The organism is Aureimonas sp. AU4 (assembly GCF_001463765.1).
Taxonomy (GTDB): domain Bacteria; phylum Pseudomonadota; class Alphaproteobacteria; order Rhizobiales; family Rhizobiaceae; genus Aureimonas.
Genome location: NZ_BBWK01000048.1, coordinates 1 through 13,589, shown reverse-complemented (window position 1 = coordinate 13,589; position 13,589 = coordinate 1). Strand labels below are relative to the sequence as shown.

Sequence of the window (13,589 nt, the reverse complement as noted above, 5' to 3'; positions counted from 1 at the left end):
ACTAGGTGAGAAAATGGGCAATCCGAACGACGTTCACGATACGTTGCGACTCGTCGGGCCGCGCACGATGACGATCGCGGATCGGAATGCCGTTCGCATGGGCATTCCGATAGACGTTCTCGTGTCGCGGGCCGCCCAGGCGATCGCGGCTCACTTGGGCGATCGCGTTCGCGGTCGTCGCGTCGCCGTTCTTGCGGGTCCTGGCAACAATGGCGCGGATGGCGTCGCGGCAGCCGACCTGTTGCGCTCGGCCGGCGCCGATCTCCACGGCTTCGCGTCCGGCCGGGACGAGCCCGGCTGGGAGCCGTTAAGCGCCTTCGCGCCGGCATCCTTCGATCTCGTGGTCGACGCCCTATTCGGAGGTGGGTTGTCGCGCGACCTTTCTGGCGAAGTGGCGGAAGCCGTGCGTCTGCTGAACGCATCATCCTGTCACGTTCTGGCCGTCGATCTTCCAAGCGGCGTTGACGGTAAAACCGGCGTGGAACGCGGTGTGACGGTCCACGCAGACGAGACTTTGACCTTTGTGCGATTGCGCCCGGGGCACCTTCTGATGCCGGGTCGCGAACGCTGCGGGACGGTATCGGTCGCCGATATCGACATGCCGGAGGCGGCACTGCGTGAGGCTTTGAGCGGACAATCGCCGATGTGGCGCAACGACCCGGCCCTCTGGATGCCGTCGCTCAGGATGCCGGATGCAGCGGGCCATAAGTTCGACCGAGGGCACGCGATCGTCCTCGGCGGCGGCGCGAGCCGCACGGGCGCTGCCCGAATGACAGCCATGGCCGCGCTGCGCGCCTGCGCGGGTCTGGTCACGCTCCTTTCGCCGGGTTCGGCGATGCTGGTCAACGCCTCGCATCTGACGGCCGTGATGCTGCGGCGCTGCGAGGACGCGGATCAGCTTGCGGCCATTCTCGATGATGAGCGCCTCAATGCGGCGGTGCTTGGTCCGGGATTCGGGATAGGCGCCAAAGCGCGCGATTGTGCGCTAGCCCTGCTGAAGGCGGGACGCAGTGTCGTTCTCGACGCCGACGCGCTCACGTCGTTCCAGGAAGCGCCGGAGGCGTTGTTCGAGGCTTTGACCCACAACGGCGACGGCGTGTTGACGCCCCATGCGGGCGAGTTCGCGCGACTCTTCCCCGACATCGCGGCGGACGGAGGCGCCAAATACGAGAAGGCAAGGGCTGCCGCTCGCCGTGCCGGAGCCGTCGTCGTTCTCAAGGGGGCGGATACGGTGGTCGCGGCGCCCGACGGCCGGGCGGTCATCAATGCGACGGGCACGCCCTGGCTCGCCACCGCCGGCTCCGGCGACGTTCTCGGCGGCATCATCCTCGGCCAGCTCGCCTCAGGCGTTCCTCGCTTCGAGGCGGCCTGCGCCGGCGTCTGGATGCACGGCCGGGCGGCGGAAATCCACGGCCCGGGTCTCATCGCCGAAGATCTTCCTGGCCTGCTGCCTGCCGTCCTGCGTGAGCTTGTCTGAAACCGCGAACGGTTTTCTTCTCTCGAAGCTCGGTCTTTACTCCGCCGCCTCGGCCTTGACCGGAGCACGCCGCTCCAGGAGATCCTTCAGGAAGCGTCCCGTCCAGGAGCGGGGAACCTTGACGATCTGCTCGGGCGTGCCCGTCGCGACGATCTCGCCGCCGCCGCTGCCGCCCTCAGGACCGATGTCGATGATCCAGTCCGCCGTCTTGATGACCTCGAGATTGTGCTCGATGATCACGACGGTGTTTCCCTGGTCGACAAGCTCGTGCAGCACCTCCAGCAGCTTGGCGACATCGTGGAAGTGCAGGCCGGTGGTCGGCTCGTCGAGGATATAGAGCGTACGGCCCGTCGCGCGGCGCGACAGTTCCTTGGCGAGCTTGACGCGCTGCGCCTCGCCGCCCGAAAGCGTCGTCGCCTGCTGCCCGACCTTGATGTAGCCGAGGCCGACCTCCTTGAGCGTCGCGAGCTTGTCGCGCACGGCGGGAACGGCGGCGAAGAAGTCGACGCCTTCCTCGACCGTCATGTCGAGGACGTCCGCGATGGACTTCTCCTTGAACGTCACCTCCAGCGTCTCGCGATTGTAGCGCTTGCCGTGGCAGACGTCGCAGGTGACGTAGACGTCCGGCAGGAAGTGCATCTCGATCTTGATGACGCCGTCACCCTGACACGCCTCGCAGCGCCCGCCTTTCACATTGAAGGAGAAGCGTCCCGCCTGGTAGCCGCGTGCCTTCGCCTCCGGCAGACCGGCGAACCAGTCGCGGATCGGGGTGAAGGCGCCCGTGTAGGTCGCCGGGTTCGAACGGGGCGTTCGGCCGATCGGCGACTGGTCGATGTCGATGACCTTGTCGAGAAGCTCCAAGCCTTCGACCCGGTCGTGGTCGGCCGGCACGTCGCGTGCGTTGTTGATGCGCCGCGCCGCCGCCTTGAAAAGCGTCTCGATCAGGAAGGTCGACTTGCCTCCGCCGGACACGCCCGTGACGCAGGTCATGACACCCATCGGAACCTCGGCCGTGACGTTCTTGAGGTTGTTGCCCCGAGCGCCGACGACCTTGATCCCCTTGCCCTTCTGCGGCTTGCGGCGCTTGCGCGGCACGGGCACGCCGAGCGTGCCCGACAGGTACTGGCCGGTCAGCGACTTCGGGTGCGCCATGATCTCGGCGGGCGTGCCGAAGGCGATGATCTGACCCCCGTGGACGCCGGCCGCCGGGCCGATGTCCACCACATGGTCTGCCTGCAGGATCGCGTCCTCGTCGTGCTCGACGACAATGACGGTGTTGCCGATGTCGCGCAGATGCTTGAGCGTGACGAGCAGGCGCTCGTTGTCGCGCTGGTGCAGTCCGATCGAGGGTTCGTCGAGAACGTAGAGGACGCCGGTCAGGCCCGATCCGATCTGCGAGGCGAGACGGATGCGCTGCGACTCGCCACCCGACAGCGTGCCCGACGCACGCGAGAGAGTCAGGTATTCAAGGCCGACGTCGTTCAGGAAGCGCAGACGCTCGCGGATCTCCTTGAGGATGCGAACGGCAATCTCGTTTTGCTTCTGGGACAGCTTCTCCGGCAGTTCCTCGAACCAGCGTGCGGCCTCGCGAATGGAGAGTGCGGTCACCTCAGCGATATCGCAGGTCGCCACCTTGACGGCGAGCGCCTCCGGCTTGAGGCGCGAGCCGTGGCAAGCCGGGCAGGGAGTTGCCGACATATAACGCTCGATCTCCTCGCGGGACCAGGCGGAGTCGGTCTCCTTGTAGCGGCGGTCGAGGTTGGGAACGATGCCCTCGAACGTCTTGGTCGTCGTGTAGGATCGCAGCCCGTCATTGTAACGGAACTCGATCTTCGTCTTACCCGTGCCGTTCAGGATGGCACTGCGCGCCGGCTCGGGCAGGGCCGACCAACGGTCGGTCTGCTTGAAGCCGTAGACGCGGCCGAGCGCCTCGAGCGTCTGGCCGTAATAGGGCGAGGTGGACTTCGCCCAAGGCGCGATCGCGCCGCCTTTCAACGTACGCTCCTCGTCGGGAACGATCAGCTTCGGATCGACCGCCTGTTGTGCGCCGAGCCCGTCGCAACGGGGACAGGCGCCGAACGGGTTATTGAACGAGAACAGGCGAGGCTCGATCTCGGGAATCGTGAAGCCGGAGACCGGGCATGCGAACTTCTCGGAGAAGAGGAGCTGCTTCGGCTTGCCGTTCTCGTCGAGACCATCGGCAAACTCCGCCACCGCCAGACCTTCGGCCAGCGCCAGCGCCGTCTCCAGCGAGTCGGCCAAGCGCGCCTTGATGTCACCACGCACGACGACGCGGTCCACGACGACGTCGATGTCGTGCTTGAACTTCTTGTCGAGTGCAGGGGCGTCGGCGATGTCGTGAAACTCGCCGTCGATACGAACGCGCTGAAAGCCTTTCTTCTGGAGCTCTTGGAGCTCCTTCTTGAACTCGCCCTTCCGCCCGCGAACCATCGGAGCCAAGAGATACAGGCGTGTGCCCTCTTCGAGCGCGAGGACGCGGTCGACCATCTGGCTGACGGTCTGCGATTCGATCGGCAGGCCGGTGGCGGGCGAGTAGGGAATGCCGACGCGGGCGAAGAGAAGACGCAGATAGTCATAGATTTCGGTGACCGTGCCGACCGTCGATCGCGGGTTCTTTGAGGTTGTCTTCTGCTCGATCGAGATGGCCGGCGACAGACCGTCGATCTGGTCGACGTCCGGCTTCTGCATCATCTCGAGGAACTGTCGCGCATAGGCCGAAAGGCTTTCGACGTAGCGGCGCTGCCCTTCCGCGTAGATCGTGTCGAAGGCGAGCGACGACTTGCCGGAACCGGAAAGCCCCGTCATCACGATCAGCTTGTCGCGCGGGATGTCGAGATCGACGTTCTTGAGGTTGTGCTCCCGCGCGCCACGGATCGAGATGACGTTCTTCATGGGATCCAATCTCGTGCTGATCTCTGCCGCTCCCCATATCGGAAGCAAACCGGTGAATTCAAAGCCGAAGAGGGCGGTCGCGTTCCCCTCTCGAAAGCGTTCCGCGTTTGTTCTAGACTGCCCAACCGCTCGGCGCAATGCGGACGAACGCGGCGAGTCCTGGGGACAGCGTGAACCCTACCCTATCGAAGCGAAGCCGCACGCCTTACGGTCGCGGCCCGGAAACATACGAGGAGACGCACCATGGCCGGTAGCGTGAATAAGGTCATTCTGGTCGGCAATCTCGGCGCGGATCCCGAGATCAAGCGTCTGAATTCGGGCGACGCCGTCGCGAACCTTCGCATCGCGACCTCCGAGACCTGGCGCGACAAGAACTCCGGGGAGCGCAAGGAGCGCACGGAGTGGCATCAGGTCGTCATCTTCAACGAGGGCCTTGTGAAGGTCGCCGAGCAGTACCTGAAGAAGGGCGCGAAGGTCTATATCGAGGGGCAGCTGCAGACGCGCTCGTGGGACGACCAGTCCGGCCAGAAGCGGTATGCGACGGAAATCGTTCTCCAGCGGTTCCGCGGCGAGCTGCAGATGCTCGACGGACGTGGCGGCGAGGGCGGCTCGGAAGGCGGCTACGGCGGCGGTGAACGGAGCGGCGGTCGCTCCGGCGGCGGTTCCTACGGCGGTGGCGCTGGCGGAGGCGGAGGTTCGCGCGGCGGTGGCGGCGGTGGTGGCTACGGCGGCGGTTCGAGCGATCGTGGCAGCCCGCGTCCGTCGCACGACATGGACGACGAGATCCCGTTCTAGGCCGGGTCGATGGCGGGATACGTCGCGCTCACCGCGACGTATCCCGACTGCCGCGCCAGTTCCGCGATGCCATCGGCCACGAACTGGACGGCTAGGGCTGCCAGAAGAACGCCGAGCAGCCGCGTGACCACGGCGCGTCCCGTATGGCCGATCAGCCGGTCGAAGCGATTGGCGACGGCGAGGAGCGCGTAGGTCGCGGCGATCACGGCGGCGATCACGAGCAGGAGGCTCGCCTGTCCGGCGGGTCCCGGCAGGGCGCCCGACAGGAGGATCACGGCCGATATGGCGCCCGGGCCCGCCATCAGGGGAATGGCGAGCGGCACGGCTGCAATTTCAGACGCCTCATGGTCGGTCATCGCGGCCTCGGCATCCTGTTCCTTTCGCTTGCGCCGCTTCTCGAAGACGAGTTCGAAGGCGATCCAGAACAGGAACAGGCCGCCAGCCACGCGGAACGCGCCGAGCGAGATGCCGAGCGCCTTGAGCACGATGACGCCGACGAGGCCGAACGCCGCGAGGATGCCGAAGGCGATCAGGCAGCCGTTGCGCGCAATGCGACGCCGCTCCGCCATCGGCAGGCCCGGGGTCAGGCCCAGGAAGAGCGGGGCGAGCCCGACGGGGTCGATGATGACGAACAGCGTGATGAAGCCGTTCAGCAACGTCTCGATCATGGGGCGGGGTCCGGTTGGTCGTCCTGCCGGTTAAGCGAGCGCATTGCTCGCCGCAAGGCTCCATTCCGGGGAGCGCTTCTGCTGCACGTGCAATTCGCGGCGAGCATGATTAAATAACCGGTATAGAGTCATGACAAAGACCGGAGCGCGTTTGCGCGCGGTCATGGCGGCGTTCTAATGTGGGCCGCCTCGAAATCATCGGGAAAGTCCTTTGTCCGACGTCAACGAGAACGAACTGCCGCCCGAGCGCCCGAGCGGCATCGAGCCCGTTTCCATCATCGAGGAAATGCAGCGCTCCTATCTCGACTACGCGATGAGCGTGATCGTGAGCCGCGCGCTGCCCGACGTGCGCGACGGCCTCAAGCCAGTGCATCGGCGCGTGCTCTACGCGATGCACGAGATGGGACTCGTCTACAACAAGCCCTTCCGCAAGTCGGCCGGCGTGGTCGGCGAGGTGATGGGCAAGTTCCATCCGCATGGCGACTCGTCGATCTACGACGCGCTCGTGCGCATGGCGCAGGACTTCTCGCTTCGCGCGCCGCTGATCAACGGCCAGGGCAACTTCGGCTCCATCGATGGCGATCCGCCGGCCGCGATGCGCTACACCGAGTGCCGCCTGCAGAAGGTGTCGGAGGCCATCCTCACCGACATCGAGAAGGAGACGGTCGACTTCCAGGAGAACTACGACGGGCGCGAACTCGAGCCGGTCGTGCTTCCGGCGCGCGTGCCGAACCTGCTGCTCAACGGCTCTGGCGGCATCGCCGTCGGCATGGCGACCAACATTCCGCCGCATAATCTCGGCGAGCTGATCGACGGCTGCGTCGCACTGATCGACAACTCGGGCTTGACCCTGCCGGAGCTCATGGAGTTCATCCCGGGGCCGGACTTTCCGACGGGTGCGATGGTTCTGGGGCGCGCCGGCATCCTCTCGGCCTATTCGACGGGGCGCGGCTCGATCCTCATGCGCGGCAAGGTGCATATCGAGCAGATGCGCGGCGATCGCGAGCAGATCGTCGTCACGGAGATCCCGTATCAGGTCAACAAGGCCTCGATGATCGAGAAGATGGCCGATCTGGTGCGCGAGAAGCGCATTGAGGGCATCTCCGACATCCGCGACGAAAGCGATCGCGAGGGCTACCGCGTGGTGGTCGAGCTGAAGCGCGACGCCTCGTCCGACGTCGTGCTGAACCAGCTCTACCGCTTCACGCCGCTCCAGACGACCTTCGGCGCGAACATGGTCGCGCTGAACGGCGGCAAGCCGGAGCAGATGACGCTGCTCGACATGCTGTCGGCCTTCGTCGCCTTCCGCGAGGAGGTCATTCAGCGGCGCACCAAGTACCTCCTGCGCAAGGCGCGCGAGCGGGCGCACGTCTTGGCGGGTCTGGCGATCGCCGTCGCCAACATCGACGAGGTCATCAAGCTGATCCGTCATGCACCCGACCCGACGACGGCGCGCGAGCAGCTGATGGAGCGCGAGTGGGATGCAAAGGACATCGCGCCGCTGATCAGGCTCATCGACGACCCGCGCCACCGCATTTCCGAGGCGGGCACCTATCGTCTATCCGAGACGCAGGCGCGCGCGATCCTCGACCTGCGCCTTCAGCGCCTGACGGCACTCGGTCGCGACGAGATCGGCGACGAGCTGAATAAGATCGGCCAGGAAATCCGCGAGTATCTTGAGATCCTGTCGTCGCGCGTGCGCGTGCGCGAGATCGCCAAGGATGAGCTGCTCGCCGTTCGCGAGGAATTCGCGACGCCGCGCCGCACCGAACTCACCGAAGGGGCGGCCGACCTCGAAGACGAGGATCTGATTCCGCGCGAGGACATGGTCGTGACCGTCAGTCACGGCGGCTACATCAAGCGCGTGCCGCTCAGCATCTACCGGGCTCAGCGTCGAGGCGGGAAGGGCCGCTCCGGGATGGCGCTGAAGGGCGAGGAGGACTCCGTTACCCGCCTCTTCGTGGCGAATACCCACACGCCGGTCCTGTTCTTTTCCTCACGCGGCATCGTCTACAAGGAGAAGGTCTGGCGTCTGCCGCTGGCTAATCCGCAGTCACGTGGCAAGGCACTGGTCAACATGCTGCCGCTGGAGAAGGGCGAGCGCATAACCTCGATCCTTCCGCTGCCAAACGACGAGGCGGCAGCAGGCGAACTGAACGTCATGTTCGCGACCACGAAGGGCACTGTTCGCCGCAACAAGCTGTCCGACTTCATTCAGGTCAATCGCAACGGCAAGATCGCGATGAAGCTTGAGGAGAGCGGCGACGAGATCCTGGCGGTCGCGACCTGCTCCGAGGATGACGACGTTCTCCTGACCGCAGCCAGCGGACAGTGCATCCGCTTCCGCGTTCCCGATGTTCGCGTTTTCGCGGGCCGCAATTCGGTGGGCGTTCGCGGCATGGCGTTGGGTGACGGTGACCGTCTTATCTCGATGGCCATTCTCCGCCATGTCGAGGTCACGCCGGCCGAGCGCGTTGCCTACGGCAAGATGCGACGTGCCGTGGAGGGCGAAGGTGCCGCAGTCGAGTCGACCGAGGACGAGGCGGTCGAGGAAGTGTCGCTCAATCAGGAGCGCTACGCCTTCCTCAGCGCGGCCGAGGAGTTCGTGCTTTCGCTCAGCGAGTACGGATACGGCAAGCGGTCATCGAGCTACGATTTCCGCGTGACGGGACGGGGCGGCAAGGGCATACGCGCGACCGACGTCTCGAAGCTGAACGAGATCGGTTCGCTTGTCGCGAACTTCCCGGTTGAGTCGGGCGACCAGATCCTGCTCATCTCGGATCGGGGGCAGATGATTCGCGTGCCGGTCGAGGGTATTCGCATCGCCGGCCGCGCCACGAAGGGCGTCACCATCTTCAACACGGGCGATGGTGAGCGCGTCGTGTCGGTCGAGCGCATACCCGATCAAGGCGGGGATGACGCCGCGGTCGAGATCGACACCGGTGCCGCGGATACGACGGAAGACGACATCCCGCCGGAGTGACAGGCGTCACGAGGGCGCTCCCGATCGGGGCGTCCTTGAGCCGTTCAGCGGAAGATACGGTTGCGCTTTGCCGTTGCACGGACGCGAATCCGCTGCGCCTCGTTGTGCGTCGCGATCGCCGTCGCGGTCACGAGAGCCGACACCATGGTGAGGCAGAGGGCAAACAGCAGCATCGGTCGTCTCCGGTTTCGGACACATAAATGAGATGTGGACGGACTTCGTTCCGTCAGCATTTCAGTAACCTAAATCGGTACCACACCATCGAAGCGCAAGACGGCGCGGCGTTGCGGCACGGTGTCCGCTTAGGACCGCGTCAGGCGAACGGGAAACGCGATGAGGATCGCACTTTACACGGGGTCGTTCGATCCGCCGACGCTCGGCCATCTCGCAGTGCTCGACACCGCCCTGCGCCTTTTCGACCGTGTCGTCGTCGCGATCGGCGTCCATCCCGGCAAGGCTCCGCTTTTGCCGGCCGAGGAGCGTGCTCGACTTCTCAGGGCGTGCCGTGCCGATGCGCGCGTCAGCGTCGTCTTCTTCGAAGGCCTCGCCGTCGACGAGGCCCGTCGGCAGGGCGCCTGCGCGATGGTGCGGGGGCTGCGCGACGGCACCGATCTCGACTATGAGATGCAGATGAGCGGCATGAACGGTGCGATGGCGCCCGATGTCGAGACCGTGTTCCTGCCGGCGCGACCCGCCGAACGGCCCATAACGGCCACATTGGTTCGCCAGATCGCCGCGATGGGAGGGGACGTTTCGTCCTTCGTGCCTCCTGTCGTTCTCGATGCCTTGCTGACACGATACCCGCGGCGCTGATGCCGCTCAGGAGTTCTTCATGAAGCTGTTCGTCGCCCTCGGCCTCGCCGCCGGTCTCTTCGTCGGTGCCGTTCCCGCGCTCGCGCAGACCGCCGGTGCACAGAACACCCTCGTCATCAAGACCGACAAGGGCGAGATCGATGTTGCGCTGCGCCCCGATCTGGCACCCAAGCATGTCGAGCAGATCAAGACGCTCGCGCGTCAGGGGTTCTACGACGGCGTCGTATTTCACCGCGTCATCGACGGGTTCATGGCACAGACGGGGGACCCGACGGGTACCGGCATGGGCGGCTCGAAGCTGCCCGACCTCAAGGCCGAGTTCTCGGAGGAGACCTTCTCGCGCGGAACCGTCGGCATGGCGCGTTCGAGCAGTCCGAATTCGGCCAATTCGCAGTTCTTCATCATGCTGGCGGACGGCCCGTTCCTGGACGGCCAGTACACCGTCGTCGGCAAGGTGACGAAGGGCATGGACGTCGTCGACAAGATCAAGAAGGGCGACGCGAACGCTAATGGCACCGTTCAGAACCCCGACAAAATGGTGAGCGTCAAGGTCGCCGCCGACTCTCAGTAAGATCCACCGATCGGGCCTGCGCTTGCCAGCGCGATCCCGATCGGCCATGCAGGCCCCATCGAACGGGTGGCGTATCGCCGTCCGACGACCAGCAATCGTTGCAAAGGAGAAGGCATGGCCTTCGACAACCCGGAAGACACGCTCGTTCTCGAGACCACCAAGGGTCGCGTGGTGATCAAGCTGCGTCCCGATCTGGCGCCGAACCATGTCGCGCGTGTCAAGGAGCTGGCCCGCGAGGGTTTCTACGACGGCGTCGTGTTCCATCGCGTGATCGACGGGTTCATGGCACAAACGGGCGATCCGACGGGCACGGGCTCGGGTGGTTCCGACAAGCCGGACCTCAAGGCCGAGTTCTCGGCCGAGCCGCACAAGCGCGGTACGGTCTCGGCCGCGCGTACCGCCAACCCCAACTCGGCCAACTCCCAGTTCTTCATCTGCTTCGAGCGGGCTCCGTGGCTCGACAAGCAGTATTCGGTCTGGGGTGAGGTGATCGAGGGCATGGACGTCGTTGATCAGATCAAGCGTGGCGAACCCGTGCGCGATCCCGATTCCATCACGACCATGCGCGTCGCCGCCGACGCCTGACGCGCGGGTTAGACGAAACGAACATGCGGGTCGATCTCTTCGACTTCGACCTTCCGGAAGAGCGGATCGCGCTGCGGCCCGCTCTTCCGCGCGAGTCGGCCAAGCTTCTCGTGGTGCCTCCTACGGGTGGATTGGCGGATCATCGCGTCGGCGATCTCCCGGACCTCCTGCGCCCCGACGACGTCATCGTCCTCAACGATACGCGTGTCATTCCGGCCCAGCTCACGGGTATTCGGAAGCGCGGAGACGCGTCGGCTCGAATCGATGTGACGCTGCACATGCGCGCAGCGCACGACATGTGGCTCGCCTTTGTACGGCCTGCCAAGAAGCTGGCTGTCGGTGACACGATCGTCTTCGCTGACGGCGCGCTGTCCGCCGACGTCGCCTCGAAGGGCGATGCCGGCGAGATCGCGTTGCGGTTCGATCGCGGCGGGGCGGATCTCGACGCGGCGATCGCCTCGGTTGGCGTCCTGCCGTTGCCTCCCTACATCGCGTCGCGCCGACCGGTCGATGCGGCCGACGCGTCGGATTATCAGACGTCCTTCGCGCGCGATCCCGGTGCCGTCGCGGCGCCGACCGCCGGCCTCCACATGACGCCCGAACTGCGTGTAGCCTTGGCCGAAAGGGGTATCGCCGCCGAGTTCGTCACATTGCACGTCGGCGCCGGAACATTCCTTCCGGTCAAGGCTGACGACACGACCGAGCACCGAATGCATTCGGAGATCGGGATCGTCGATCCGGATGTGGCCGAACGGCTGACAGGCTACCGACGCTCCGGACGTCGGATCGTTGCGATCGGAACGACGTCGCTCCGCCTTCTCGAGAGCGCGGCCACCACGGATGGTGAGATCCGCCCGTTCCGGGATGCCACCGATATCTTCATCACGCCGGGATATCGGTTTCGCGCGGTGGACGTCCTGGTCACGAACTTCCACCTTCCGCGCTCGACGCTGTTTATGCTCGTGTCGGCCTTCAGCGGTCGGGAGCGGATGCAGGACGCCTATCGGCACGCCATCGATGCGGGTTATCGATTCTACTCCTACGGCGATGCGTGCCTGCTGGAGCGTAAGGACCTTCCGTGAACGACGCCGCCATTCTCACGCACGTTGAAGACTTCTCGTTCCGTCTCCTGGCCGAAGACGGTCGGGCGCGCCGCGGCGAGATCGTGATGCCGCGGGGAACGGTGCGGACGCCTGCGTTCATGCCGGTCGGCACGGCCGGTACCGTCAAGGCCATGTATCCCGGGCAGGTCAGAGAGCTCGGCGCCGACATCATTCTCGGCAACACATACCACCTCATGCTGCGCCCCGGCGCGGAGCGCGTCGCCCGGCTCGGCGGGTTGCACGAGTTCGCGCGATGGCCGCACCCGATCCTGACCGACAGCGGCGGGTTCCAGGTCATGTCACTCTCGGCGCTGCGGAAGATGAGCGAGAACGGCGTGACCTTTCGCTCGCATATCGACGGCTCGACGCATGAGATGACGCCGGAGCGATCGATCGAGATCCAAGGGCTTCTCGGTAGTGACATCCAGATGCAGCTCGATGAGTGCATCCGCCTACCCGCGGAGCGTGACGAGATCCGCCGCGCCATGGAGCTATCGCTCCGCTGGGCCGAACGCTGCGCGGTCGCCTTCGGCACGCAGCCTGGCAGGGCCCTGTTCGGCATCGTGCAGGGAGGGGATCAACCTGACCTTCGCATTCGTTCGGCGGAGGCGCTGACGGCACTCGATCTCAAGGGTTATGCCGTTGGGGGGCTTGCCGTCGGCGAGCCGCAGTCCGTCATGCTGGCGACGCTCGATGAAACGCTTCCGTCCCTTCCGCGACTGAAGCCTCGCTACCTCATGGGCGTCGGCACGCCAGACGACATCATACAGTCGGTCGCGCGTGGCATCGACATGTTCGACTGCGTCATGCCGACGAGGGCAGGGCGCCACGGACAGGCCTTCACGCCGTTCGGGCGCTTGAACCTGCGCAATGCCAAGCATGCCGAGGACACACGGCCGCTCGACGAGACCTTGGACTGCCCGGCAAGCCGCGACTATTCACGCGCCTATCTCCACCACCTCGTCCGTTCCGAGGAAACCCTCGGCTCGATGCTGCTCACGTGGCACAATCTGGCCTACTACCAGTCGCTCATGGCCGGCATCCGTGCCGCTATCGAGACCGGCCGTTTCGACGAGTTCAAGGCGGAGACGACCGCACGCTGGACGCAAGGCGAGCGCGTCTGATTTAACGCTTCGATCAGGCGCTGACGTCGTTCCCTCGGCGGATAGCGCAGCTCGTGATCTTCAGGCTACCGTCCGATTGACGTTCCAGTGTGTAGCTCGCGATCCAGCTTCGCCCTTCGCGATCGGTGATGAACGCGTCCTGGCGGAGTGCACCGCCCTCTGTCGTAAACGGGCCGAAAGCTACGTCCTTCGCCTGATAGACGGGGGCATAGCCCTGCATCACCATACTCATGAAGCGTTCGGGCGAGGGAAAGATCGTCTGGATACTCGGTGCTGCAAAACCGTAGGCACTCACGGCGTCACCGTGCCGGAACGCCTGCATCTGACCGGTAATGACTGCTCGAACATCTGCCGCATCATCTGCACGGGCCGGATGCATATGAAGGCATCCGGCCAAAACCAGTCCCACAACCAATCTGCGCATGACGCTCTCCATTCCTGCGACCTATTCGCGAACTCAAGCGAGGCAGTTACGTTCGCATCGTGAAGGCAGTTTCACGGCACGTGAAGTGCAGCAGGGAGGCGAAGAAAGGCGCTGCGGCAAAAATTTGAAGTTT

General features: G+C 65.1%; 12 protein-coding genes. 8 read left to right on the top strand and 4 right to left on the bottom strand.

What is annotated here, in order from left to right:
* Window positions 1–13 precede the first annotated feature (13 nt).
* Window positions 14–1,477 (top strand): NAD(P)H-hydrate dehydratase, encoded by a 1,464-nt coding sequence (locus AUL35_RS14280; protein ID WP_156418004.1) that lies wholly within the window; start codon window positions 14–16, stop codon window positions 1,475–1,477.
* Window positions 1,478–1,513: 36 nt separating this feature from the next.
* Here the strand turns inward: AUL35_RS14280 and uvrA are convergent, their stop codons facing one another.
* On the bottom strand, window positions 1,514–4,390 hold the full coding sequence (uvrA, locus tag AUL35_RS14275) for an excinuclease ABC subunit UvrA (protein ID WP_062015896.1): 2,877 nt from the start codon (window positions 4,388–4,390) through the stop codon (window positions 1,514–1,516).
* Window positions 4,391–4,633: 243 nt separating this feature from the next.
* Between uvrA and ssb the strand changes: the two genes are divergently transcribed.
* Window positions 4,634–5,185 (top strand): single-stranded DNA-binding protein, encoded by a 552-nt coding sequence (ssb, locus tag AUL35_RS14270; protein WP_062015894.1) that lies wholly within the window; start codon window positions 4,634–4,636, stop codon window positions 5,183–5,185.
* On the opposite strand, the gene AUL35_RS14265 is transcribed toward ssb, so the two are convergent.
* Window positions 5,182–5,853 carry a MarC family protein gene (locus tag AUL35_RS14265; protein ID WP_062015892.1) on the bottom strand — a complete coding sequence of 224 codons (672 nt, stop codon included), beginning with the start codon at window positions 5,851–5,853 and terminating at the stop codon, window positions 5,182–5,184. The genes ssb and AUL35_RS14265 overlap by 4 nt on opposite strands.
* Before the next feature lie 286 nt (window positions 5,854–6,139).
* Here AUL35_RS14265 and gyrA point away from each other — a divergent pair, with 286 nt between their 5' ends.
* Window positions 6,140–8,836, top strand: coding sequence for a DNA gyrase subunit A (gene gyrA, locus AUL35_RS14260; protein ID WP_062016040.1), 2,697 nt, complete (start codon window positions 6,140–6,142; stop codon window positions 8,834–8,836).
* A gap of 44 nt (window positions 8,837–8,880) precedes the next feature.
* On the opposite strand, the gene AUL35_RS23070 is transcribed toward gyrA, so the two are convergent.
* Entirely contained in the window at window positions 8,881–9,009 is a 129-nt protein-coding gene (locus tag AUL35_RS23070) for a hypothetical protein (protein WP_280137341.1), read from the bottom strand.
* Between the two features lie 160 nt (window positions 9,010–9,169).
* On the opposite strand from AUL35_RS23070, the gene coaD reads away from it, so the two are divergent.
* From coaD to tgt, 5 genes are all read left to right on the top strand, one after another.
* Window positions 9,170–9,649: a pantetheine-phosphate adenylyltransferase gene (coaD, locus tag AUL35_RS14255; RefSeq protein ID WP_062015890.1), complete on the top strand. Its 480-nt coding sequence runs from the start codon at window positions 9,170–9,172 to the stop codon at window positions 9,647–9,649.
* A gap of 19 nt (window positions 9,650–9,668) precedes the next feature.
* Window positions 9,669–10,220 carry a peptidylprolyl isomerase gene (locus AUL35_RS14250; protein WP_062015888.1) on the top strand — a complete coding sequence of 184 codons (552 nt, stop codon included), beginning with the start codon at window positions 9,669–9,671 and terminating at the stop codon, window positions 10,218–10,220.
* Window positions 10,221–10,334: 114 nt separating this feature from the next.
* The gene (locus AUL35_RS14245) at window positions 10,335–10,805 is read left to right on the top strand and encodes a peptidylprolyl isomerase (protein ID WP_062015886.1); all 471 of its coding nucleotides are present in this window, start codon (window positions 10,335–10,337) and stop codon (window positions 10,803–10,805) included.
* Between the two features lie 23 nt (window positions 10,806–10,828).
* Entirely contained in the window at window positions 10,829–11,887 is a 1,059-nt protein-coding gene (queA, locus tag AUL35_RS14240) for a tRNA preQ1(34) S-adenosylmethionine ribosyltransferase-isomerase QueA (protein ID WP_062015884.1), read from the top strand.
* Window positions 11,884–13,032, top strand: coding sequence for a tRNA guanosine(34) transglycosylase Tgt (gene tgt, locus AUL35_RS14235; protein ID WP_244493779.1), 1,149 nt, complete (start codon window positions 11,884–11,886; stop codon window positions 13,030–13,032). The genes queA and tgt overlap by 4 nt, the downstream gene beginning before the upstream one ends.
* 13 nt (window positions 13,033–13,045) lie before the next feature.
* Here the strand turns inward: tgt and AUL35_RS14230 are convergent, their stop codons facing one another.
* Window positions 13,046–13,456 (bottom strand): DUF4864 domain-containing protein, encoded by a 411-nt coding sequence (locus AUL35_RS14230; RefSeq protein ID WP_062016036.1) that lies wholly within the window; start codon window positions 13,454–13,456, stop codon window positions 13,046–13,048.
* Window positions 13,457–13,589 lie beyond the last annotated feature (133 nt).

What these genes read in the sequence shown, in the direction of transcription:
- AUL35_RS14280 (WP_156418004.1), top strand. Translation starts at nt 14, where the DNA reads ATGGGCAATCCGAACGACGTTCACGATACGTTGCGACTCGTCGGGCCG.
- uvrA (WP_062015896.1), bottom strand. Translation starts at nt 4,390, where the DNA reads ATGAAGAACGTCATCTCGATCCGTGGCGCGCGGGAGCACAACCTCAAG.
- ssb (WP_062015894.1), top strand. Translation starts at nt 4,634, where the DNA reads ATGGCCGGTAGCGTGAATAAGGTCATTCTGGTCGGCAATCTCGGCGCG.
- AUL35_RS14265 (WP_062015892.1), bottom strand. Translation starts at nt 5,853, where the DNA reads ATGATCGAGACGTTGCTGAACGGCTTCATCACGCTGTTCGTCATCATC.
- gyrA (WP_062016040.1), top strand. Translation starts at nt 6,140, where the DNA reads ATGCAGCGCTCCTATCTCGACTACGCGATGAGCGTGATCGTGAGCCGC.
- AUL35_RS23070 (WP_280137341.1), bottom strand. Translation starts at nt 9,009, where the DNA reads ATGCTGCTGTTTGCCCTCTGCCTCACCATGGTGTCGGCTCTCGTGACC.
- coaD (WP_062015890.1), top strand. Translation starts at nt 9,170, where the DNA reads ATGAGGATCGCACTTTACACGGGGTCGTTCGATCCGCCGACGCTCGGC.
- AUL35_RS14250 (WP_062015888.1), top strand. Translation starts at nt 9,669, where the DNA reads ATGAAGCTGTTCGTCGCCCTCGGCCTCGCCGCCGGTCTCTTCGTCGGT.
- AUL35_RS14245 (WP_062015886.1), top strand. Translation starts at nt 10,335, where the DNA reads ATGGCCTTCGACAACCCGGAAGACACGCTCGTTCTCGAGACCACCAAG.
- queA (WP_062015884.1), top strand. Translation starts at nt 10,829, where the DNA reads ATGCGGGTCGATCTCTTCGACTTCGACCTTCCGGAAGAGCGGATCGCG.
- AUL35_RS14230 (WP_062016036.1), bottom strand. Translation starts at nt 13,456, where the DNA reads ATGCGCAGATTGGTTGTGGGACTGGTTTTGGCCGGATGCCTTCATATG.